This is a genomic window from Glacieibacterium sp. (genome assembly GCF_965200405.1).
GTDB lineage: Bacteria > Pseudomonadota > Alphaproteobacteria > Sphingomonadales > Sphingomonadaceae > Glacieibacterium.
This window is the reverse complement of sequence record NZ_OZ241356.1, coordinates 58,051-81,107: the sequence shown is the minus strand read 5'-3', so window position 1 is coordinate 81,107 and position 23,057 is coordinate 58,051. Positions and strand designations below refer to the sequence as shown.

Genomic DNA, 23,057 nt, shown 5'->3' with positions numbered 1-23,057 from the left:
CCCGTATCCAGATTCAAGTTCGGCTGTTGACGGCGTGGTCGGGTCAGCACTCGGCAGCGATCTGGCGCAGCGCTGCCTCGAAAACCTCGACGGGCTGACCGCCGGAGATCAGGTGCCGGTCGTTGATGACGATCGCCGGGACGGCGTTGATGCCGCGCGAGCGCCAGAGTTCGGCTTCGCGACGGACGTCGTCGGCATAGCGTCCCGACGCGAGGACTTCGGCCGCCGCGCTGCCGTCGAGCCCGGCCCGCTCCGCAGCCTCGACCAGTACGTCATGGTTGCCGGGGTCCTTGCCCTCGGTGAAATTGGCGGTGAACAGCGCGTGCTTCAACTCGGCCTGGTGCCCGGCTGTCTCCGCCCAGTGGAGCAGGCGGTGCGCGTCGAAGGTGTTGTAGATGCGGCTGTCGCTGGTCATCGCCATGGTGAAGCCGAGTTCCGCGGCGCGATCGACGATCATCCGCCGGTTGGCGTCCGACTGCTCGGGCGTCGAACCGTATTTCTGGGCGATATGCTCGGCGATGTTCTGGCCGCCCGCAGGCATCGTCGGGTTGAGCTCGAACGGGCGGAAGACGATGGTCGCGTCGATGGCATCGCGGCTGCGCGCCAGTGCTTCCTCCAGCCCGCGCAACCCGATGATGCACCACGGGCACGACACGTCGGAGACGAAGTCGATCTTCATCGGCGTGGCCATCATGCGTCTCCTGACTTGGTCGTGATCCGGACATCGACGCTGTCGAAGCGCGAGCCCTGTTCCAGCGTACGGTGCACCGGGCAACGGTCCGCGGCGCCTGCCAGCTTCGATCGTTGCTCCTCGTCGACGGCGCCTTCGATGGTGATCCGCCGGGTGAACACGTCGGGCGGCGATGCCCCGGCTTCCTTGCGGTGGGCGACGGCGGTGCGGATGCGCTCGACCGGCCACCCCTTGGCGGTGACGTACTGGCGCAGCGTCATCGTCGTGCAGGCGGCGAGACCGGCGCATAGCAGGTCATACGGCGACGGGCCCGAACCGAGGCCGCCGACGCTGACCGGCTCGTCGGCAATGAAGGCCGCCTGGCCGGCGCGCATCGCCAGCTGGAACTTGCCCATGCCGGTCTCCTCGGCTTCGGCATCGAAGTCGCTCGCGGCGGCCTGGACGGGCTCGGGCAGATAGCGGCTCGACCAGGCGGCGATGACATCGGCGGCAAAATCCGCATCGCGCGACTTCGACAGCAGGTGATCGGCACCGTCGAGCGAGACGAAGCTCTTGGGATGGTGGGCGGTGACGAAGATCCGCGTGGCGTTGTCGATGCCGACGACCTTGTCGCTGGGCGAATGCAGCAACAGCAGCGGCCGCCCTAGTGCGGCAATCCTCGGCCCTTGGTCCTGCTCGCGAACGTCATCGAGGAACTGCTTGCCGACTGTGAACGGGCGCCCGCCGAACAGCACGTCGGCACGCCCGCCGCGCTCGATCTCGGCAACCTTGTCGGGTGTCATCTGCGCGATGACGTGCGCGGCATCGAACGGCGCGGCGATCGCGACGACGGCGCGCACATCGGGCAGCAGCCGCGCCGCCGCCAATACTGCCGCGCCGCCCAGGCTGTGACCGATCGCCAGCGCCGGTGCCATGCCCGCCGCCGCCATCGCCTTGGCGGCCGCGACCAGGTCCTCGATGTTGAGGCTGAAGTCGGTGTCGGCGAAATCGCCCTCGCTATGGCCCAGCCCGGTGAAGTCGAAGCGCAGCACGCCGATACCCGAGCCGGCCAGCCGACGCGCGATCCGCACGGCGGCCAGATTGTCCTTTCCGCAGGTGAAGCAGTGCGCGAACAACGCCCAGGCGTGCGGCGGGCCGACCGGCAGTTCGAGCCGGCCGGACAGCGTGTGGCCGGCGCTGTTGGTGAAGTCGAACGGGCGCGTCGGCATCATGCTTCCTTGGTCCGGCGGCGGATCGCGCCGACGTGGTTCCCCCAGGTTAGCATGGCACGCGGCTTCCCGAACCTGGCAAACACACGGAAATGTCGGTGGTTGCCGGCGAGGTGTCGGTGGCAATTCCGAAGTCTTCAATTTTCTTGGCGACGGCGGGCCGTTCTGTCGCTTCACCGTCCCGAAGCGTTCGCGCGGCTCTGGCGATCCCGGGTCGTCCAGCTGAGCGAGCTTGGCTAAGTCGTTTGTTTGCAAAGCGTCGATGACGTTGCGAGACGTCGAATGACTCGCTCTGTCGCGCTTTGTGCGGTAACAGGCATTCGCTGTTCGCCGATGCAGCGCGTCCCGTCGATTGGTATCTGAGGGGCGTGTGTGACGGAAATCGAACCAGACTTGCAGGGCAGCTATACGGTCGACATGACGAGTTGCGACCGCGAGCCGATCCATCACATTAGTGCGATCCAGCCTATCGGCTTCCTGATTGCCCTGTCGAGCGAATGGCGGGTGGCGCGCGTCTCCGCGAACATCGTCGATTTTCTTGGCCTGCCGATCAAGGCGTTGCTTGGCGCTTCGCTGCGCGACGTCTTTCACGCCGAGGCGATCCACCTGATCCGCAACCGGCTGTCGTTGCTCAACGGCGCCGATGCGGTGGAGCGCAGCTTTGCCGTCCAGCTGCAGGACGGCGGCCCAAGCTACGACTTGGCGATCCACCAGACCGGCGGCCTGATCATCATCGAGGCCGAGCCCAACGTCCCGACCGGCGACCTCAACGCCGGCGCGATGCTGCGGTCGATGCTGGCCCGGACCAAGGGGCAGGCCAGCCTGGTGCGCGAGGCGGCGCGGTTGATGCAGGCGCTGACCGGCTTCGACCGGGTGATGATCTACCGCTTCCACCCCGATGGTTCCGGCGAGGTGATCGCCGAGCGGGTGCGCACCGGGCTCGAGCCGTTCCTCGGGCTGCGCTATCCGGCGGAGGATATCCCCCAACAGGCCCGTGCGCTGCTGCTGCGCAACCCGGTCCGCGTGCTGGTCGATGTGGGCGCGGTGCCCAGCCCGCTGGTGCCGGCCTCCGACGGCTTCAACCAGCCGCTCGACCTGTCGATGAGTACCTTGCGCGCTCATTCGACGATGCACATCGAATATCTGCAGAACATGGGCGTCGCGGCGACGATGACGGTGTCGCTGGTCCGTGACGGCCTGTTGTGGGGCCTGATCTCCTGCCATCACATGGCGCCGCGCCACATCGGCTTCGAGCAGCGCACCACTGCCGAGCTGTTCGGCGAATTGTTGTCGCTGCTCATCGAGAAGCGGGAGCGGGCCGAGGTCGCAGCCTATGAGGAGCATGCCTCGCAGCTGCGCCAGCAACTGGTCGCGACCGCCATCGAGCGCGGCTCGGCCGCCCAGACGATGACCCAGCTGGCCGATCGCATCGCCGACCTGGTGCCGTGCGACGGGATCGCGGTCTATGTCGACGGCGACGTCACCCTGCGCGGCGAGACACCGACCGCAGCGGAGTGCGGGGCCCTGCGCGGCTTCCTCGACGAGCATGTCGCCAGCCGCATCTATGCCACCGCGGAAATCGGCCGGGTGTGGCCGGAGGGAAGGGCGTTCGTCGACCGCGCGGCGGGCATGCTGGTGCTGCCGATCTCGCGGTCGGCGCAGGATTACCTGGTCTTCTTCCGGCACGAGATGGCGCACGCCGTCACCTGGGCCGGGCGGCCGAACAAGCTGCTGGTCGTCGGCAGCGACGGTCCCCGCCTGACGCCCCGCAAGAGCTTTGCCGCATGGCGCGAAGTCGTGCGCGGCCAGTCGGCGATCTGGACCCCGGCCGAGCTGATCGCCGCCGAGAACATGCGGGTGACGCTGATCGAGATCATCCTGCGACGTGCCGGCGAGACGGAGACGGAGAACCGCGCCACGACGCAGAAGCAGGAGCTGCTGATCGCCGAGCTCAATCACCGCGTCCGCAATATCCTCGGCCTGATCCGCGGCCTGGTGGCGCAAAGCCGGATGAGCGCGCAGGACGTCGACACCTTCGCGACGGTGCTCGGCGACCGGGTCCATGCGTTGGCCCGGGCGCACGACCAGATCACCGCCGAGAACTGGGGGCCCGGCTCGCTCGCGACGCTGATCGACACCGAGGCGGCGGCTTTCCTGGGTGATGGCGCGACGCGGGTGTCGTCCGACGGGCCGGCGGTGCTGCTCCAGCCCCAGGCCTTTTCGACGATCGCGCTGGTGATCCACGAGCTGATGACCAACGCGGCCAAGCACGGCGCCCTGAGCGAAGCCAGCGGCGATGTCGCGATCCGCTGGACGCTCGGTCTCGACGGCAGCCTGGCCCTCGACTGGACCGAGACGGGTGGCCCGGAAGTCCAGACCCCGAGCCGCCGCGGCTTCGGCTCGACGATCATCCACCGCTCGGTGCCGCACGAACTCGGCGGCGAGGCCAGCCTGGACTATGCGCCCGGTGGCCTGCACGCCCGCTTCGTCATTCCCGCCCGTCACGTTGTCCGCGGCGAGGACCTGCCGATCGCCGCCGTGCTTGCCATCGCGACCACCCCCGCCGGGCGGCTCAGCGGCACGGTGCTGCTGGTCGAGGACAACATCATCATCGCGCTGGGCGCCGAGGACGTGCTGACCGCATTGGGGGCGAACGAGGTGCTAATGGCTAGCGATGTCGCCGGGGCGTTGCGCCTGATCGCCGCCCAGACGCCGAGCTTTGCGATCCTTGACATCAACCTCGGCATCGAGATGAGCTGGCCGATCGCCTCGCGCCTGCGCGAACTGGGCATCCGCTACGTGTTCGCCACCGGCTATGGCGAGGGCATCGACTTCCCGCTCGAGCACCGCCAGGCACCGGTGATCGCCAAGCCCTATTCGCAGGACTCGATCGCCCGCAGCCTCGGGATCGCCTAGACCTCGCCGACGCCCAGTGCCGAGGTGTCGCCCTTTTCGCGACCCGCGACCGGCTCGCCGGTGATGGCGAATTCGACCTGCTCGGCGATGTTGGTCGCCTGGTCGGCGATGCGCTCCAGGTTCTTGGCGATGAATTGCAGGTGGACGAAGCCGGCGGCCGACCGTCCATCGGCCTCGGTCAGCGAGATCAGGCTCTGGAACACCCGGTTGTACTCGGCGTCGACCGCCGCGTCGCCGTGCACCGCCTCGCGCGCCAGGTCGGCGTCGCGGTCGAGATAGGCGGCCAGCGCGGTGCGCAGCAAATGCTTGGCCAAGCTCGACAATTCATACAGTTGGGCGCTGCCCTCGGCGTCGGGGAGCTCGGCCAGCGTCGAGGCGCGCTTGGCGATGTTCTTGGCATAGTCGCCGACCCGCTCCAGCCAGCCGGCGATCTTCAGCGACGCCATGACTTCGCGCAGGTCGTCGGCCAGCGGCGAATAGCGCGAGAAGATCGTCGTCGCGCTCAGCTCGGCCTCTTCCTGCAGGCGGTCGAGACGATGATCGAGCGCCACCACGCCCAGCGCACCAGCGACGTCGCGCTCGACCAGCGCATCGAGCGCCGCGGTCAGCTGGCTCTCGGCCAATGCTCCCATCTGGGAAACAACGGTGCGCAGCTCGTGCAGCGCGGCATCATAGGACGATACCGTGTGCGGCGTAAGGATCGTCGAAGTCATGCTGCTACTCCCAAGGCTGGTCCGGTCGCGGCTGGCCTCAGCCGAACCGCCCGGTGACATATTCGCGGGTCTGCTTCTCGACGGGGTTGGTGAAGATCTGCGCCGTCGGCCCGACCTCGATGACCTTGCCGAGGTACATGAACGCCGTCTGGTCCGAGCTTCGCGCCGCCTGCTGCATCGAATGGGTGACGATGATGATGGTGAAATCGGCACGCAGCTCGGCGATCAGCTCCTCGACCTTGGCGGTAGAGATCGGATCCAGCGCCGAGGTCGGCTCGTCGAACAGCAGCACCTTGGGCTTCACCGCGATGGTGCGGGCGATGCACAGCCGCTGCTGCTGGCCACCCGACATGCCGAGCGCCGAGCTGTGCAGGCGGTCCTTCGCCTCGGTCCACAGCGCCGCCTTGTTGAGGCTCCACTCGACGCGCTCGTCCATCGCCGCCTTGCTCAGCCGCTCGTGCAGGCGGACACCGAAGGCGACATTCTCGTAGATCGTCATCGGAAACGGCGTCGGCTTCTGGAAGACCATACCGATGCGGGCGCGCAGGTCGGTCGGATCGACCTTGGGATCGATCAAATTCTCGCCGTTCATCAGCACTTCGCCGGTGGCGCGCTGGCCCGGGTACAGGCTGTACATGCGGTTGATGACGCGCAGCAGCGTCGACTTCCCGCAGCCCGACGGCCCGATCAGCGCGGTGACGCGCTTTTCCGGGAAGTCGAGGTTGACCGAGGTCAGCGCCTTGTTGTCCCCGTAGAAGAAGTCGAGGTTCTTGGTGGTGATGTACGGCTTGGTATCGGTCAGCGTGTCGCGCCGGCCGACGACATCGGCGAGCGACGACATTTCAGGGGCTTGGGTCATGGCATTCATTTCCTAGCGCCGGCGGCCAATGGTGAGTTGCGCCAATATGTTGATGACGAGCACGCCGAGCGTGATGAGCAGCGCTCCGGCCCAGGCGAGCTGGACCAGGTCTTCGTACGGACTGGCGGCGAACTGGTAGATCGCTACCGGCAGGCTCGCCATCGGCTTGGTCAGCGACACCGACCAGTTGAGGTTGCCGAGCGAGGTGAACAGCAACGGCGCGGTCTCGCCGGCGACGCGGGCGAGGGCAAGGAGCAGGCCGGTCAGCATGCCCGAGCCGGCAGCGCGCCAGGCGATCAGCGTCGTCACCTTCCACTTCGGCGCTCCCAGCGCGGCGGCGGCTTCACGCAGCGCGATGGGAACGAGGGACAGCATGTCCTCGGTAGTCCGGATTATGATCGGGATGGCGATGACCGCCAGTGCCACGGCGCCGGCGAACCCCGAGTAGGTCTTCGTCGTCGCGACCATCAGCGTGTAGACGAACAGGCCGATCAGGATCGACGGCGCCGATAGCAGGATGTCGCTGACGAAGCGCGTGACGTTGCCGATCTTCGAGCCGCGGGCATATTCCGACAGGTAGGTGCCGGCCAGCACGCCGATCGGGGTGGCGATGGCCATACCGATGCCGACCTGGATCAGGCTGCCGATGATGGCGTTGGCGAGGCCGCCATTCTCGCCGGTCGGCGCCATCGAGGTCGTCAGCGTCGTCCAGCGCAGCGCCGGCAAGCCGCGGGCGAACAGCGTCCACAGGATCGAGGCGAGGATCGCGAGCGACAGCACCGCGGCAGCGGAGGCGAGCGCCGCGACGATGAAGTTGGTGATCTTGCGGCGGCGGGCGAGAATGCTCATCGGCTCAGCTCGCTGCCCGGGGTGCGACGAGCATCCGCGATGCCGCCAGCACGATGAAGGAAATGATGAACAGCGTCAGGCCGAGCCCCAGCAGCGCCGCGAGCTTCATCGTGCCGAAACCGGCCTCGGCGAATTCGTTGGCGATGGTCGAGGCGATCGTCGAGCCTTGCGCGAACAAGTTGGGCGACAGGCGGGTGGCGTTGCCGATGATGAACACCACCGCCATCGTCTCGCCGAGCGCGCGGCCCAGCCCGAGCATCACCGCACCGACCATGGCGCGGCGGCCGTAGGGAATGGCGACGTCTCGGATGACCTCGAAGCGGGTGGCGCCGAGGCCGTAGACCGACTCCTTGAGCACCACCGGGGTAGCCCCGAGGATCTCGACGAACATCGCGGTGATCAGCGGCAGGATCATCACCGCGAGCACCAGCCCGGCGGTAAAGACGCTGTTGCCCGAGCCATAGTCCAGCACCTTGTTGAGGCCCGGAATGCCGGCCGCGGCATCGGCGACGTCGAGGATGAAATGCTCTGCTAGCCAGGGTGCGAGGACGAAGAAGCCCCACATGCCGTAGATGATCGACGGGATCGCGGCGAGCAGCTGGATCACCACGCCGATCGGCCGGCGGAACGCTGCAGGCAGGATTTCGGTCAGGAAATAGGCGACACCGATCGACAGCGGCACCGAGATCACTAGCGCCAGCACCGAGCTGAGCAGCGTGCCATAGACCATGATCCCGGCACCATAGGTGTCGTTCACCGAGTCCCAGACCGGCGTCCACAGGAAGGCGATGCCGAACGCCTTGAACGCCGGCCAGGCACCGAATGCCAGCATCAGGATGATCGCGCCGAGCAGGACCAGCACGATCAGGCCCGAGCCGGTGACGAGGCCCGAAAACAAGGCCTCGCGCCCGGTCGAGTGACGCGGTGACTCGTCCGGCATCGACGCGGTCGACAGCGGGCCGATCGGCAATGGTAACGGGGTGGCGACGTCGCTCATCTGGGCTCCAGGATTTCGGCCAGGAATTGGGCGTGCGGCACCTGCCGCACGCCCCGACAGGCGACTTTAGCGGGGCAGGGTGACGCCGCTGATGCTCTTCCACTCGGTGCGGACGCGCTGGACGGCAGCGGCCGGCAGCGGCAAATAGCCGAGCTGCTGTGCGACCTTGCCGCCGTTCTTGTAGCTCCAGTCGAAGAACGCCAGGGCGGCGCTGGTGCCCGCGGCATTGGTCGGCTTGGTCGGCACCAGGATGTAGGTGGCGCTGACGATCGGCCAGGTGTTGGCACCGGGCAGGGCGAGCATGTTGACGACGGCGTTCGGCGCCTTGGCCCAATCGGCCTGGGCAGCGGCGGCGTTGAAGCTGGCCGGGGTCGGGTCGATGAACTTGCCGGCGGTGTTGCTCAGCTTGGTCATCGTCAGCTTGTTGGCGAAGGCATAGTTGAACTCGACATAGCCGAGCGCGCCGACGGTGTTCTTGACGTTGCCGGCGACGCCGTCATTGCCCTTGCCGCCCGAACCGACCGGCCAGCTGATCGTCTTGCCGGCACCCAGGGTCCAGCCCTTGGCGGCCTTGGTCAGGTAGTTGGTGAAGATCGCCGTGGTGCCCGACGAGTCCGAGCGATAGACCGGGGTGATCGGCATCGGGCGCAGCGGCAGGCCCTTGTTGATCGCGGCGATGGCCGGGTCGTTCCACTTGGTGATCTTGCCGGCATAGATGGCGGCGATGATGTCGGGCGTCAGGCGGAGCTGGCCGGCAGCGACGCCGGGCAGGTTGACGATGATGACTTCCGAGCCGATCACGGCGGGGAACTGGACGAGACCGGCGGCAGTCAGGTCCGCGTCCTTCATGGCATCGTCGGACGCGCCGAAGTCGACGGTCCGCGCCTTGATCTGCGCCTGGCCGGCACCCGAGCCGATGGCCTGGTAATTGAGCTCGTTCTTGGTGGCGGCCTTGTAGGCGGAGCCCCATTTTGCATACAGCGGCGCTGGGAAGGTGGCGCCGGCGCCGGTGATCGCGGCGGCAAAGGCCGGACCTGAAACTGCAGTCGCTACGCCGAGCAGCAATGCTGCGCGCAGACCTTTAGTGAATTGGACGGACATTCCGGCTCCTCGCGATCAGCCGAACCGACCCTGATTCGACAAGGCGTCTCGTGACAGTGTTTCATGACAGTTGCATGACGACGGCGGCGCCGAAACATTCAGGATTTGTTGACAAAGCCGGTCAGGCGGCGGTCGATGCCAACCTACGGTATAGGGCCGTCGCGGCTTCGCCGAGGGCGCTCCAGCTCAGCAAGCCCAGGTCGGCCGACCCGGTCGGCGGGGTGAAGTCGAGGTGATGCGGGGCCAGTTTGCCCTGGTAGGTCCGCACCCAGTCGGCGCCGACGACCTTGGCCAGTCCCTCGGCAAAGGCGGTCGAAGGCGTCAGCACCGGGCGGCCGCAACTCAGGGCGTAGAGCATCGAGCCGGAGTGCAGGTAGTTGTTGAACGGCAGCACGATGATGTCGGCAGCGGCGGCCGCCGTCGCCATCTCGGCGTCGCTCAGGCGGCGGAGTTCGACGTCGATACGGTCGTCGCGGGCGCCAAGCGCGGCGATGCGCTGGGCGAACTCGGGCGGCGCGGCATCGCCGGCGATGACGAGGCGGTGGCGGGGGTCGGCGTTGGCCGCGAAGGCGGTGACGAGCTCCTCGACGCCCTTGTACGGGCGGACCTGGCCAAGAAAGGCGTAGCGGATCGCCGCCGGGTCGCGGACCGGTGCCTCGACGGCCGGAATGTCGGTATAGGCCGGGTGCCAGGCGTCGGCAAAGGGCTTGCCGGCAAGGGCAGGGAAGGCGGCCCGTACGACCGGGACCGTCGCGGGGCTCAGCGTCATGAAGCCGTCGACCATGCGGGCGAGGCGGCGCGAAAGATAGGCCCAGAGCGGACGTCGCGCGCCGCTTTCGTCGTGCGGGCGGAGATTGTGCACCATCCAGACGAGGCGAACGCCGGAGCGCCGGAGCCGGGCGAGGGCGCGCAGGACGGACACCGTCCGATAGGTCAGCCGGGCCGCGCCGCCGCCTTTCCAGAATATCTGCTCGGGCCAGTGGATATGCAGTACGTCGATGCGGGTCTGCAGCGATCGGGGGTCCTCGACGTCGACGACCTCGCAACCGGCGGCCTCCAGCGCCTCGCAAAAGCTCGCGATGAAGCTGTTCCAGGCAAACGTCCGCCCGGGCCACGAGCCGATGACCAGCCGCCGCTCAGCCTGCACGCGATCCCACCACCGATCCCATCAGCCGCGACAGGTGCGCCGGCAGCAGGGCGCTCCCGCCAAGGCCGCGGTATAGCTCCAGGAATCCGCGCGCCTGCCGCAACTGGCCCTGCCTGACCGCGAGTAGCCCGTAGCGGAAGACCGGCCACGAGAGGTTTGCCATCAGCGCCTTGCGGAAGGGACTTTCGGGCAGCGCCTCGACCCGGCGGAGCAGCAGATTGCCGGCACCCAAGTCGTCGCGGGCATAGCCATGCTCGTCGAAAACCCGGCGCAACATTGCAGTCTCGGCAGTCCCCGGGGCAGCGATACCATGCCGGCCGGCCAGCCCGGCGGCCTCCTCGATGTCGTCGCCGGCCAGGTCCCACAGCTTCTTGCGCGCCATCACCGCCGCCCGCCGCAGCAAGGCATCGACGGTCTGGCGGGGCGTCAGTTCGGCTTCCGGCGCCGGATGGGGCAGGTAGGAGCGTAGCGGGAAATTGCGGTGCACCTTGTCGAGGACCTGCGCGTCGAACGCCTTCTGCTTCTCCCACACCGTCGCACCGTCGATCTGATGGAGCGCGGTGCCACGCGTCTCGCCGTGCTGGCGCTGCAGGAAGACGACCTCCGGTACATGGACGCCCTCGCTGTGCCGGACCAGCCGCGACAGCATCTCATAGTCCTGCGCCCGCACGAAACTCGTGTCGAACCCGCCGACCTCGTCGTACAGGCTCCGGCGGACGAGCATCGCGGCCTGGAAGACGAAGCAGCGCTCGAGCAGCGCGCAGGTCAGGTCCGCCGCTTCGAAGCGCGGTGCCGGCACCGTCGTCAGGGTCCGCACGCCGTCCGGGCTGTCGCTGAAATTGCTGTAGTGCCCAAATGCGAACCCGGCGGCGGGCGCCTGGTGCAGCGCGGTGTGGAGCAGGCGCAGCGCGTCGGGCTGGGCGATGTCGTCGTCGTCGAAGATCCAGATGTCGGCCCCGACCGCTGCTCCCAGGCCGAGGTTCAGCGCGCTCGCCTTGCCGCCATTGGGCTGCCTGAGGTAGCCGACCCGCGCGCCATAGCTGGCGACCACGGCGGCGGTGCGGTCGGTCGAGCCGTCATCGATGACCAGGACCTGCCGCGGCTTGACCGACTGGTTCAACAGGCTCGTCAGGCATTCGTCGAGGTAGTGCGCCCGGTTGTAGGTCGGAACCAGGACCGTGACATCGACGCTCACCGGGCCGGGATCGCGGCGCTGGCCTTCAGCTTCGACGCCGCCGACTGCCAGCGCCGCACGATGTCCGGACAGTCGCCGAAGCGCCGCGCCGCATAGTCCATCAGCCCGGTGCGGAACGCCGCTGTCGCATCGTCGCGCGCGCCGAACAGCAGCGGTAGCCAGGCGAAGGCGCTGTCCTTACCGGTAAGGTCGCGGGCCTGCCAGACATACCGCCGCGCCAGCCGCAGCCTCTCGCGCCAGGTGCAGTGCTTCTCGGCGAACAGCAGGCGATTGCGCGTCATGAAATAGGTCTGCAGCGGCGACTCGCGCCCGCCGATCGAGGCCGAGCCGATGTGGCGGATCGTGGCATCGGCCAGCATCAGCAGCGGAAAGCCCAGGCCCGCGGCGCGGCGGCACCAGTCGGTATCGTCGAAATTGAGGTAGAAGCGATCGTCGAACAGCCCGACTGCCTCGAAATGGCGCCGGTGCACGAACATCCCGGCACCGCTGACATAGCTGGTCGAGGTCAGGCGCTCGGCCGGGCTGCCCTGCTTGCTGGTGTCGATCCAGCCCGGGATGCCGGTCTTGGGATCGGTCCCCGAGCCGATGAAATCATATTCCTGGAGCGCGCCGCCACGGTGGACCGGCCCGAGGACCGGCCACACGCCGCGCGCCGCCTGCGCCTTGGCCTCGGCCAGCAGGCGCTCCAGCGTGTCGGGCTCGACCGATGCGTCGTTGTTGAGGATGAATATCCAGTCGTAGCCGTCGGCCAGCGCCTTCGACACGCCGAGGTTGTTGCCGCCCGTCCAGCCGCCGTTGGTCGGCGCCGCGATCAGCGTGACGTCGTCGCCCAGGCCCGCAAGGTGCGACAGCGAATCGTCGGTCGAGGCATTGTCGACGACGAACAGATGCCACGCCGGCTGGCGGCTCGCCCGCAGCGAAGCGAGGCATTCCAGCGTGTTGGCCCAACCATTCCAGTTGATGGTCACGACCGCGATTATGTCCTTGGAACTCATCATCGATTACTCACGGCTAGGCTCGACACGGCCGTGTCGTTATTTCGAAGGTCCGCGCCGGCCGGTGCGCTGCCTGAGCCGACGCTTGATCCCGGACAGTGCGCGCGCGCGCAGCATGTACCGCGCGGCAAAGCTGGGTAGCAACCCGGGCGGCAACAGCGCCATCGCGTCGGTCATGCGACCCGCGGCGGCCAGCCGTGCGGCAGTACCGCTCAACCGGCGCGACTGCAGGGCCGAGTTGTTGCGGGTCAGATGGCCGAGGCCCTGGCGCGCGATCTCGCCGATCGTCCGGCAGTCGCTGGCCTCGAGCTCGAACGGCCGATAGCTCGCCAGTTCCAGCAGCTTGGCGGCGCTCGCCTCGCGCAGATACTGCATTTCCTCGGGCTCGAGGTCCGCGCCGGCAACCGCCATGACCTGCGCCAGGTCTTTCGCCTCGTGCAGCCGGTGCAGGCCCTTGGGAAAGGCGATGTCGGGCTGCGAGCGTTTGCGTCGCCGGTACGACAGCGCCGCCAGCTGCGCATAGGCCGCCGCGATGCGCCCGTTGACGATGCTGGCGCTCGACACGCTGTTGCTGTGGACGCGGTAGTCGCCCAGCACGTCGGGCAGGTTGTGCATCCGGCCATGCTCGGACAGGCGCCAGTACAGGTCGGTGTCCTCGGCGTGATGGACGTGACGATAACCGCCGGCGGCCTCGACCGCTGCCCGCCGCACCATCAGGAACGGGTGGATGATATACGGCTCCTGCGACGGCACCTGGCAGGGATCGGCCAGGTCGGGCGAGATCAGGCGCACGACTTCGCCCGTCGGTTGCCCATGCTCGTCGATGTGGCGGACACCGGCCCCGACCGCGACGGCATCGGGGTGCTGCGTCAGCCAGTCGAGCTGGACCGCCAGCCGCTCCGGATAGGCGAGGTCGTCACCGTCGTGGCGTGCGATATATTCCGCGGTGCAGAACCCCAGGCCGTAGTTGAGAGCATCGACGATGCCACCGTTCGGCTTGTGATGGATGCGAATGCGGGCGTCGTCGCCGGCCAGCTCCGCCAGGATACGCGGCGTGGCATCGGTCGAGCCGTCGTCGACGATGTGGATCAGGATGCTCCGCTCGGTCTGCGCGCAGATGCTCTCGACGGCGGATCGGACGGTCGCCTCGGCATTGTACACCGGGATCAGCACGTCGATCCGGTGGCCGGTGTCGACAGCGCCGGCCGGCTGCGGCTGGGCGGCAGCAATTCCAGGCGGTTCCGGCGCCACTGAAACTGCCGGAACAGCTGAAATTGACGTTGAAAGCATCGCTACATCATCCGATCGGTCGCTGGAAGGGTAGCGCGCCCATGTGAACTTTGTGTGACAATGCTGCACTTGCTCACAAGCCCGGCCGGCGATCAACCCTCCCGGGTCCAGGCATCGATCAGGCCGGCGTTGATATAGACGAGATTCTCGCCGCTGATGACGATCTCGAACCGGCGTTCGGCCATCGCCTGCTGGAGCGCGAAGCTGGTCCCGCCGCCGGGTCGCATCCAGTCGTGCAGCTCGATGATCAGCACCGCGATATCGTCGATCCAGCCGGTGTTGTCGGCAAACAGGTCTGACTCGAAACCCTCGATATCGACCTTGGCGATGAACAGCCGGCCGCTCGGCACCGCAGCGACCATGTCCGGGATGGTGACGATGCGGATATCACCGCCGGCGCTGCGCTCGCTGCGCGGGGCCCACGCCTTGCCGGACGGGTTATGCAGCGTCACGCCACCGGGCATCGAGCCGATCGCCGCCTCCACCACGTCGATCGACTGACGGCCCGCGCAATTCCGGCGGCACATCGCGGCGTTCCCGGCGTCGGGCTCGACGGCGACGACGTGCGCGCGCGGGAAGGCGGCAGAGAACCACAGCGACGCTGCGCCGATGTTGGCACCGGCATCGACGATGACCGGGGTTCGACCCGCGGCAAGCATCGCGTCGTGATGCGCAAGGATCGCCGCATAGCGCTTCAGCGACCGAAGCTCGTACTCGCGGCCGCTGAAGACCTGGCGAAAAACCTCGTCGTCGGTGGTCCCGGGGCGCAGCCAGACCGTCCCGATCCCGGCGACGCTGGCGCGGTCGGGCGACGCGGCGGCGGGCCGCAGGCGTCGCCGGACCGTGTGGGCCGCGCCGAACAGCTCGGCATCGGCGAGCACCCGCCGCAAACTCCTGACGCCGTTCCGCAGACTATTGGCCATCCGACAAGCCTCTCGATCGATCCTTCATAATCTTGAAAGGTGACGGGCTTGTTACACGCGACCCGTCGATCCCGGGCTGCGGCTCGTCGATTGTAATCGAACGATCATCCAACTGTCATATCTGTGTGGCAGGGTCGATCCAACGCAAACCGACGAGTGTGTTACATGTGCAGCTTTTGTTCCGATGCCCGCGTGATCCAGACCCTCGAACTGCCGGCGAACGTCCGGTGCCAGGATGCGTCCACCGACCGCGAGGAATTGGCAAAGCAACTATGCGCGAGCTCAGGGGTCGCCCATGACAGCCTGCGGCCGAACACCCTCGACGAAGAGCCCGAGGATGGCGTGCTGCCGTGCGGCGCGCCGGGGCATTTCGCCTGGCGCGAGATGCTGGCCGGGGCCGACCGGATCATCGCTTCCTGATACTTCAGGCCCGGCTTCGGCCGGGTCTTCACAGTTCGCCGTTCGCCCGTGGCTCACGCCCCGGCGATCAGGCGCTGCTCGACATTGGCCCATAGCCGGCTGAACGCCACCGCCGCCGCATCGCGCGGTCGCCACGCCGCCAGCGGCGCCTGCCTGACCGCCATCGTCTCGATCGCGCTGGCATAGGGAATCGTCGGGCGGTCCGGCACGGAATCGACAGTCGCCTTGTGCAACCCCCGCCGGCGATCGACCAGGTTGAACACCGGAATGACCAGCGGTCCGCCACCGCGCCCCGACGACAGATGCGCGGTCAGTTGCTCGAAGGCGCGCAGCGACAAGGGTGACGGCAGCATCGGCACGACCAGCACGTCGACGGCGCGAAACACCTGTTCGGCAAGCTCGTTCAGTCCGGGCGGGCAATCGAGGATCACCCGGTCATAGTCGCCGGCGAGGTCACGCAACAGCTTCTGCAGCCGCTTCGCCTTGTCGTCGGCAACCAGCTGCCGTTCCAGCTGGTGCAGCGACTTGTCCGCCGCGAGCAGGTCGAGGTTGCGCCACGCGCTGGGCTGGACCAGCCCCTGAAACTCGGCATCCTTGGCGAACAGCTTGCGCGACGCTGCACCGGTGCGCGGCGCCAGCTTCAGGCTGAAGGTCGCAGCACCCTGCGGATCGAGGTCCCACAGCAGCGTCCGTCGCGCGCTCTGCGCCGAGGCCGCAAAGGCGAGGTTGACGGCCAGCGTCGACTTGCCGACGCCACCCTTGACGCTGAATACCGCGATACTCTTCATGCGCCCTCCATTCGAACGGCGGTCAGACTAGCACGGTGCCGTCGCGTTTGACGTTAACGGTTTGTGACAAACGGCGAATTGGCACGACTCGCCGATTTGTCCGCGGCTTCAAGGTGGCGACGATCGCCGGCGACCGCCGCTGCTGCCCCGCTCGCCGTCAGGCAGGCATCTTGCGCTTGGTATAGGCACGGGCGTCCATGACGACCTTCTCGTTGTCGCCGGGCAGCATCCGCATGCCGGCATCGATGCTCTGGTTATGGGTCATGCCGCGGGCGGTGCCGAGCCACTGGATGTTGTTGCGCTTGGCGGCCATGCGGATGCGCTCCAGCGTATCTTCGAGGCGCAGCTTGGCGGGCAGCACGGCGCGGTCGGCGGCCGGCATGTCGCGGATGGCGTCCCAGCCCATGATCGACCAGCTGTTGTCGGCAGGGCCGGGCTCGGCAAAGGCCAGGCCCTTGATCGCCATCAACTGTTCGGCGGCTTCGGCGCCGTGGCGGTTCTCCAGCTTGAAGCCCATCGCGACTTCGCCCTTGGGGTTGAGCGGCCAGGTATCGGCGACCTCGAGGTACTTGTTGCCCGGCATTCCCCAGATATGCGAGGCAAACGCCTGGCTGCCGGCGCCGCGCATACCCTCGACCGGCATTTCCGTTACGCCGGGCAGGGTGAATTTGTAACGGGCGGCGGCGATGGCGATCTCTCCGGCTTCGGGCGAGTGCATCTCGCAGACCAGCACGCCGTGCGCACCGGAGGCCATCGCCTGCTGGATCTGCCAGGCGTTGGCGCGCATCGACGGCCCATCGAAGCCGGTGGCGGGCAGGGTCACGAACACCATTGGGGTGCGATGACCGCTCGGTGTCGGGCCGCCGTCGACCAGGCCCTGCATGAAATTCCGCAAATTCGCGAAGTCCATGCAGCCGTTTTCCATCTCGTAATTGATGGCGTCGCAATAGGTCCGGGCCATGCGCCGGCCTTCTTCATAGCCGTCGGGCGCGCCGGACGGCATGTAGACGTGGTAATAGACGACCTGATTGTCTTCCCACAGCTCGATCGCCTTGTTGATCCGCCGTGGCTTGTAGTTGAGGTCGACGCTGGGAGCCTGCGGCAGCGTCCGCGCCCAATTCGACCTGAATCCGCCGCCCTTGCCTGCCGTGCCGAAATAGTTGGGACTATCCAGCATCGTCCGGCCGCTGGCCTTGGGGGGACCGGCGGGTGGGGCAGCCGCGGCGCCGGCAGCCGCCGCCGCACTGGACGTTGTGCTCGCCACCGCCGCCATCCCGGCGCCCATCATGGCGCCGGTCAGCAGGCTACGCTTGTTGATCTCCACGGCGCTTGCTCCCCCTTTTTGGTGTCCGATCAGTCGACCGCGCGGCGTGCTTCCGCGGCGCGCGCCGGATCCGGGGTCGCGACCGCCGACGAAGCGGGCAGGCGGTAGCAGATCAGTTCGCCACCCTCGAAGCCACCGCTGGCCAGCACGATATGCTGGCGGCCGCCGCGCATGTAGGTCATCGGAGAACCGGTCTGCGGCTGGTCGAGGAAGACCGCCCCAAGCTCCTGGCCGGTCGCCTTGTCATAGGCCCGCAGACGCGCCGCCTTGCGCCCCTGCTCGTCGGTGAACGCGCCGCTATCGCCGCAGATCACCAGAGTCTTGGTGACCAGCACCCCGAGTATGCCCGACTGGCCGGTCCGCGGGATCTTCATGCCCTTCAGCAGGGGATTGTTCTTGATGAAGTCGGGCGTCTCGCCGTGCGCGGTCTGCCAGACCTTGGTCCCCTGGTTGAGGTCGAGCGCGGTGATCCGGCCGTAAGGCGGCTTCAGGATCGACATGCCGCCGATCGTCAGCATGCCGCGCTCGATCGGATCGTTCAGCCCGTCCTTGACGGTCGCCGGAACCGGACCACCCAGGCCCGGCCGGCCACGCGGATTCGCCATGCCGCCAAAGCTGCCGCCCATGTTGTCGTTGTTGCCGCGCCCCGTGGTGCCGCCACCCGTCAGGCGCCCGTTGGGCTGCAGGACATGGCCATAAACCTGGGGAACCGACTTTGAATAGACGTAGAAAATCCCGGTCTCCGGGTCGCAGGCACCGCCGGGCCAATTGGCCCCGCCCTGATTCTCCGGCGTCTGCAGCGTCCCCCAGGGACCCTCCGGCTTGACCAGCGTCGGCGGCGAGTACAGCGGGCCCATCCGGTAATGGCTGATGATCTCGAGCGCCCGGGCCTTGATCTCCGGCGTCCAGTCGATCACGTCATCGGCCGAAAAACCCTGCCGATCGAACGCCGGCGGCTTGGACGGCACGGGCTGCGTCGGCGAATAATATTCGCCCGGAATGTCGCCGGCCAGGACCTTCTGCTCGCGGATCGGCCAGATCGGCTTACCGGTCGCACGATCCAGCACAAACAGGAAAGCCTGCTTGGTCGGCAGCGCAAGCGCCTTCACGACCTTGCCCCCATGCCGAATATCCATCAGCACGGGCGGCGCCGGAATGTCCCGATCCCACAGCCCGTGATGCTCCGTCTGATAGTGCCAACGCCGCTCCCCGGTCTCGATGTCCAAAGCCACAAGTGTCTCTGTAAACAAGGCATTTCCACGCCGGGTCACCCCCAGCCAATCCGCCTGCGGCAACTCGACGCCAGCATAGATCAACCCCAACTCCGGGTCCGCCGACATCATCGCCCAAACGCCCGTATTCGTCGCAGTCTCGGCCTGCCCCGGGGTGATCCAGGTATCGTAACCGAACTCGCCCTTCTTCGGAACGGTGTGGAAAATCCACTTCCGCTTCCCGGTCCGAACATCAAATCCACGCAGATACCCCGGACCTGTCGAAGGCGATGCCGCGCCCACGACAACAGTGTCCTTAACCACTAGCGGAGGAGCATGCAGGCCGACGATACCCGCCTTGGGGTCGACGTCGTGATCCCAGTTCAGGCGCAGGTCGACCTCGTTGTTCGCACCAAATGCCGGATCAGGCAGACCTGTTCGAGCATCAATAGAGATGAGTTGATAGCTTGTCGTAACGTACAGGATCCGCTCGGCCGTACCGTCAGTCCAATAAGATACGCCCCAACCCGAACCGCCGCGGGCGCCAATTCGCCCCTTTTCATCATGGCGATAGGTCCAGATAATTTGCCCGGTGCCAGCGTCGAGGCAGACCAGGTAACGGTCCAAGCCAACAGTGCTGTAGAGTCGACCCTTCACCACGATGGGGGTGGCGTTGAAATACGAGTCCTTGCGGCCGCCGAAGTTATCGGTCTTGAACCTCCAGGCGACTTCAAGGCTGTTAAAGTTCGAGCCGCTAATCTGATCCAACGCCGCGTAACGAGTGGCCGCCAGATCGTTGCCGTAGCTGATCCAATCAGTTTCAGCGGCGGCATTTGCAGGTGTAGCTGACTTTACCGGCAACGGCCCTTGCGCCCGCACCCGAGGCGCCCAGACTGCGATCGAAGCAAAAGCTGCAGTGGACAAAAGAGCTTGGCGGCGGCTGATATGGGTCGTCATATACACCTTCGGCGAGATCAGGGATGCGTAGCGGGCAGTGATTTTTCGTTCGGAGCTTAAGCGGCGGAATCAACAGAAAAAGCGAGCGCCCATCTCGTTCAGAATCGGCGAACAATCATTGTGGGACCATACGGACCAACTTGTCAGCTTCCTTCGACTTTAAGCTATCGGCACCGTTGCCGCACCTTGGAAAGCCGCAGATGACACCGTGCAATGCTGAATCGGAGCGCATCGCAACACTCTGGACCAGAGACGCAGGCATCTTTTATTGGCATCCAGCAGGAAGCGGATCAGGACGATCGATGCAGACGGCGCTTGGCCAAATTCTATCTCACTCCCCCGCGCATTGGCTTCTTTGAGCCGTTGCTACTCGAGTAGCCGGTCCAAACCGCTCCAACAAGAGCAGGCGGTACATCATCCTAAGGGCATCTCATATAGTGAGATCGACGTGACCAGCGAAGCGATAGCCCCGCCATATTCGTCTGCCTACGCGTCGGCGGTTCTGATCGCGGTCCGCTTAGCGGAAGCGGAAGCGGAAGCCTGAACCGTCTCCTTGCTTCCGAAATATGCCTAGCTATTGACGTTCTCCACAATCGTATGAGGGCGACTGCAGATGTCCCTGTCCAAGTCAGGAGCGTAAGGGCGTGATACAGAATGCGCCTCATGAATTGCTGGTCGACAACGAGCAAGCCGCCGTTCGGATCTGTAATCCATCAGGCCGGTCGCCATTCCTACTTATTGGGGATCATGCTGGAAATCTGGTGCCGCGATCGCTTAGTGAACTCGGACTAGATACGACGATTCTGGCGCAGCATGTTGGCTGGGATATCGGCGTTGCCGAGTTGGGGAGGACACTATCCGTCGCCTTGGACGCAATCTTCATCAGCCAGAGCTATTCTCGGCTTGTGATCGACTGCAATCGCGATCCTGCTTCCTCGGAAGCGGTGCCGACAATCAGCGATGGCCGTGCCGTTCCTGGCAACTTAGGGGTAACGCCTTCCGAACGAGATGCTCGCTTCAGCGATCTCTTCGCGCCATATCAGGCTGCCATCGCCGACGAGATAGACCGTCGCGTGATGGAAGGGCAATCACCGATTTTGGTCTCGCTGCACAGCTTTACGCCGAAGCTTCAGGAAGTGGAGCGACCATGGCAGATTGGGGTGCTGCACGACGGGCATAATGACGGATTTGCCCGCCGGCTGCTGGCAGCGTTGCAACGTCGGACAGATTTCGTCGTCGGTGACAATGAGCCGTATCGGATGGACAGCACCGACTTCACGATACCGTACCATGCGTTTTCGCGAGGTCTTGGCTACGTCGAGTTGGAGGTGAGGCAGGATTTGCTGGCCGACCGGGCGGGGATCGAGTTCTGGGCTGGGCTTTTGGCGGAGTTGATGGAGCAGGAACGGATCGGCTGATCGGCAGACGTTCGCTGCATCGTTCAGTCCTTGTCGGTGAGGATGATCGTGCCGGTGCTGGCGGAGCCGCTCGAGGTGACCGTGTAGGTCATGGTGTCGCCGTCGTCGTTGATTCCGTTGAGCGTGTCGCCGCTGCGGGTCATGGTCCAGTCGTTGGCCTTGGCTTCGGTTTCTGCCTCGGTCAGGACTTTTTCGGGTGGGGCGGGACTGGTGAAGCTGACGGTGACGGTGCCTTGCTTGGCGCCGTCCTTGTCGTGGGCTGTGACCTTCATGCCGTGGACTTCGGAGCCGGGGTAGAGTTTCATTCCGGAGATGTCGAAGTCCTTGCCGCCGAGGGCCATGCCGGGGATGTCGAGCGAGGCTTTGAAACCGTTGGCGTCGATCTTGAGGCCGTGGTCGGCGGCGGTGCTCTTGGTGGTGGATTCGGCGTGGCAGGCGAGGAGGGGAAGCGTGATGAATATGGGAAGAAAACGGCGCATCTGAAATCTCCGAGTGTATTACTCGGCTATATCAGTTGGTGCGTGAGGGGACAAGGGGTTCGGGGGCGTCTTCCCAGCCGCCACCGAGGGCTTTGAAGACGGCGATCTGGTTGGTGATGACCTGGGCGTCGGAGGCGGCGAGGCTGGCGTCGGAGTTCGCCAGGACGCGTTCGGCGTCGAGGACGTCGATGAAGCTCTCGGCCCCGGCGCCGTAGCGCAGGCGGACGATGCGGGCGGCTTCGGCGCTTTGCTGGCGGGCGGCGAGCAGCGCCTGGTTGCGGTCGCGTTCGCCGGAGAAGTTGGCGAGCGCGCTCTCGGCGTCCTGGAGCGCGGCCAGAACGGTGCCGTCGAAGGTGGCGAGCGCGCCCTCGGTCGTCGCTTCGGCCTGGCGGATGCGGGCGCGGGCGACGGCGATGTTCGGGAAGCTCCAGTTGAGCAGCGGCCCGAGCCCGAAGGCGAAGCTGGACGACGAGCCGAGATCGCCGACCTTGAACGCCGAGGTCGAGGCCGACAGGCCCAGCGTGATGCGCGGATACAGGTCGGCAGTGGCGACGCCGATGCGCGCGGTCTCGGCGGCGAGGTTGCGGTCGGCCTCGCGGATGTCGGGGCGACGCTTGAGCAGCGCGGCGGCGTCACCGATCGGCAGCGGGCGGGCCAGCTTGGGCGGCATGGCGCAGGCGGCGGCGGCAGCCGGGATCTGCTCCGGCGGCTGGCCGATCAGCACGGCGAGGCGGTACAGCGCGGTCTGGCGGTTGGCGACAAAGCCCGGCAGCGTCGCGCGGGTGGTTTCGAGCTGGGCGCGGGCGCGTGCCACGTCGAGCGGCGTGCCGCGGCCGGCGGTGTACAGGCGCTCGGTCAGGTCGAAGGTCTGGCCCTGCAAATACAGCGAGTTGCGTGCGACGGCGAGCTGGCGGGCCGAAGAGCAGGCGTCGGCATAGGCGCGCGTCGTTTCGGCGGCGACGCTGATCCGCACCGAATCGCGAGCGGCGGCGAGCGCGGCGGTGTCGGCGCGGGCAGCCTCGACCAGGCGGCGGACGCGGCCGAACAGGTCGACCTCGTAGGTGGCGTCGAAGCCGACCGAATAGACGTCGGTCTCGAAGGTCGAAGGCCTGACGGCGGATGGATCGCTGCCACCGACGGCCTGACCGAGCGCGGCCGCACTCTGGGCGCCGCCGTAACGCTGGCGCTGCGCGCTGGCGGATACCGCGGTCGACGGCAGGCGGGCCGAACGCGCTTCGCTGAGCACGGCGCGGGCGCGGCGCAGGTTCGCGGTGGCGACGCGGATGTCGGTGTTGGCGACGAACGCCTGGGCGATCAGGCCGTCGAGGACCGGATCGTCGTACAGGCGCCACCATTTGGAGGGCGAGTCGCTCTGGTCGAAGACCGGCTGCAGCGCGGCGTCGAACTTGCCGGCGGCGGCGGGCGGGGTCAGTGCCGGGTGATAGTTCGGGCCGACGGTGCAGGCGGAGAGGGTCAGCGCGACGAGGGTGCTGACCGCCAAAGCCCGGCGACGGGGCGAGGGAGCGGCACCCACTCCCGGGCCAGCTGCGCCGTCTCTCGCCCCTCCCCTCGAGGG

The 23,057-nt window shown here is 66.7% G+C and carries 20 protein-coding genes; 3 read left to right on the top strand and 17 right to left on the bottom strand.

The features are described from left to right. Positions 1-43: 43 nt before the first annotated feature. Together ACOFKW_RS00335 and ACOFKW_RS00330 are read right to left on the bottom strand one after the other, a co-directional pair. Positions 44-691 (bottom strand): DsbA family oxidoreductase, encoded by a 648-nt coding sequence (locus ACOFKW_RS00335; protein WP_419816987.1) that lies wholly within the window; start codon positions 689-691, stop codon positions 44-46. Beyond that, positions 691-1,902 (bottom strand): alpha/beta fold hydrolase, encoded by a 1,212-nt coding sequence (locus ACOFKW_RS00330; RefSeq protein WP_419815364.1) that lies wholly within the window; start codon positions 1,900-1,902, stop codon positions 691-693. Before ACOFKW_RS00330 ends, ACOFKW_RS00335 begins: the two co-directional genes overlap by 1 nt. Before the next feature lie 369 nt (positions 1,903-2,271). Between ACOFKW_RS00330 and ACOFKW_RS00325 the strand changes: the two genes are divergently transcribed. Beyond that, positions 2,272-4,815, top strand: a complete 2,544-nt coding sequence (locus ACOFKW_RS00325; RefSeq protein WP_419815363.1) for an HWE histidine kinase domain-containing protein — start codon at positions 2,272-2,274, stop codon at positions 4,813-4,815. Here the strand turns inward: ACOFKW_RS00325 and phoU are convergent. From phoU to ACOFKW_RS00275, 10 genes are all read right to left on the bottom strand, one after another. Beyond that, a complete protein-coding gene (phoU, locus tag ACOFKW_RS00320; RefSeq protein WP_419815362.1) occupies positions 4,812-5,528 on the bottom strand; it encodes a phosphate signaling complex protein PhoU in 717 nt (238 codons plus the stop codon). The two genes, ACOFKW_RS00325 and phoU, sit on opposite strands and share 4 nt — an antisense overlap. Positions 5,529-5,565: 37 nt before the next feature. After that, on the bottom strand, positions 5,566-6,387 hold the full coding sequence (gene pstB / locus ACOFKW_RS00315; protein WP_419815361.1) for a phosphate ABC transporter ATP-binding protein PstB: 822 nt from the start codon (positions 6,385-6,387) through the stop codon (positions 5,566-5,568). Between the two features lie 12 nt (positions 6,388-6,399). Continuing rightward, positions 6,400-7,236: a phosphate ABC transporter permease PstA gene (gene pstA, locus ACOFKW_RS00310; RefSeq protein WP_419815360.1), complete on the bottom strand. Its 837-nt coding sequence runs from the start codon at positions 7,234-7,236 to the stop codon at positions 6,400-6,402. A 4-nt stretch (positions 7,237-7,240) separates the two neighbouring features. Then, a complete protein-coding gene (gene pstC, locus ACOFKW_RS00305; RefSeq protein ID WP_419815359.1) occupies positions 7,241-8,233 on the bottom strand; it encodes a phosphate ABC transporter permease subunit PstC in 993 nt (330 codons plus the stop codon). 66 nt (positions 8,234-8,299) lie between these two features. Further along, a complete protein-coding gene (pstS, locus tag ACOFKW_RS00300; RefSeq protein WP_419815358.1) occupies positions 8,300-9,334 on the bottom strand; it encodes a phosphate ABC transporter substrate-binding protein PstS in 1,035 nt (344 codons plus the stop codon). Positions 9,335-9,455: 121 nt separating this feature from the next. After that, positions 9,456-10,481 (bottom strand): glycosyltransferase, encoded by a 1,026-nt coding sequence (locus tag ACOFKW_RS00295; RefSeq protein ID WP_419815357.1) that lies wholly within the window; start codon positions 10,479-10,481, stop codon positions 9,456-9,458. Continuing rightward, a complete protein-coding gene (locus ACOFKW_RS00290) occupies positions 10,471-11,676 on the bottom strand; it encodes a glycosyltransferase (protein WP_419815356.1) in 1,206 nt (401 codons plus the stop codon). The genes ACOFKW_RS00295 and ACOFKW_RS00290 overlap by 11 nt, the downstream gene beginning before the upstream one ends. Further along, positions 11,673-12,674, bottom strand: coding sequence for a glycosyltransferase family 2 protein (locus tag ACOFKW_RS00285; protein ID WP_419815355.1), 1,002 nt, complete (start codon positions 12,672-12,674; stop codon positions 11,673-11,675). The genes ACOFKW_RS00290 and ACOFKW_RS00285 overlap by 4 nt, the downstream gene beginning before the upstream one ends. Positions 12,675-12,710: 36 nt before the next feature. After that, a complete protein-coding gene (locus ACOFKW_RS00280; RefSeq protein WP_419815354.1) occupies positions 12,711-13,922 on the bottom strand; it encodes a glycosyltransferase family 2 protein in 1,212 nt (403 codons plus the stop codon). Between the two features lie 131 nt (positions 13,923-14,053). Next, positions 14,054-14,884: an FkbM family methyltransferase gene (locus tag ACOFKW_RS00275; RefSeq protein WP_419815353.1), complete on the bottom strand. Its 831-nt coding sequence runs from the start codon at positions 14,882-14,884 to the stop codon at positions 14,054-14,056. Between the two features lie 192 nt (positions 14,885-15,076). On the opposite strand from ACOFKW_RS00275, the gene ACOFKW_RS00270 reads away from it, so the two are divergent. Further along, the gene (locus ACOFKW_RS00270; RefSeq protein ID WP_419815352.1) at positions 15,077-15,304 is read left to right on the top strand and encodes a hypothetical protein; all 228 of its coding nucleotides are present in this window, start codon (positions 15,077-15,079) and stop codon (positions 15,302-15,304) included. A gap of 53 nt (positions 15,305-15,357) precedes the next feature. Here ACOFKW_RS00270 and ACOFKW_RS00265 read toward each other — a convergent pair whose 3' ends face one another. The 3 genes from ACOFKW_RS00265 to ACOFKW_RS00255 all read right to left on the bottom strand — a co-directional run bounded on the left by ACOFKW_RS00265 (position 15,358) and on the right by ACOFKW_RS00255 (position 19,584). Next, a complete protein-coding gene (locus ACOFKW_RS00265; RefSeq protein ID WP_419815351.1) occupies positions 15,358-16,092 on the bottom strand; it encodes a ParA family protein in 735 nt (244 codons plus the stop codon). Between the two features lie 157 nt (positions 16,093-16,249). After that, positions 16,250-17,416 carry a hypothetical protein gene (locus ACOFKW_RS00260; RefSeq protein WP_419815350.1) on the bottom strand — a complete coding sequence of 389 codons (1,167 nt, stop codon included), beginning with the start codon at positions 17,414-17,416 and terminating at the stop codon, positions 16,250-16,252. Positions 17,417-17,445: 29 nt separating this feature from the next. Further along, on the bottom strand, positions 17,446-19,584 hold the full coding sequence (locus ACOFKW_RS00255) for a PQQ-binding-like beta-propeller repeat protein (protein WP_419815349.1): 2,139 nt from the start codon (positions 19,582-19,584) through the stop codon (positions 17,446-17,448). A 644-nt stretch (positions 19,585-20,228) separates the two neighbouring features. Here ACOFKW_RS00255 and ACOFKW_RS00250 point away from each other — a divergent pair. Next, complete coding sequence (locus ACOFKW_RS00250; protein ID WP_419815348.1) at positions 20,229-21,002, top strand: N-formylglutamate amidohydrolase; 774 nt, start codon at positions 20,229-20,231, stop codon at positions 21,000-21,002. 23 nt (positions 21,003-21,025) lie between these two features. On the opposite strand, the gene ACOFKW_RS00245 is transcribed toward ACOFKW_RS00250, so the two are convergent. Further along, positions 21,026-21,481, bottom strand: coding sequence for a hypothetical protein (locus ACOFKW_RS00245; protein ID WP_419815347.1), 456 nt, complete (start codon positions 21,479-21,481; stop codon positions 21,026-21,028). A gap of 31 nt (positions 21,482-21,512) precedes the next feature. Then, positions 21,513-22,982 (bottom strand): efflux transporter outer membrane subunit, encoded by a 1,470-nt coding sequence (locus tag ACOFKW_RS00240; protein WP_419815346.1) that lies wholly within the window; start codon positions 22,980-22,982, stop codon positions 21,513-21,515. Positions 22,983-23,057 lie beyond the last annotated feature (75 nt).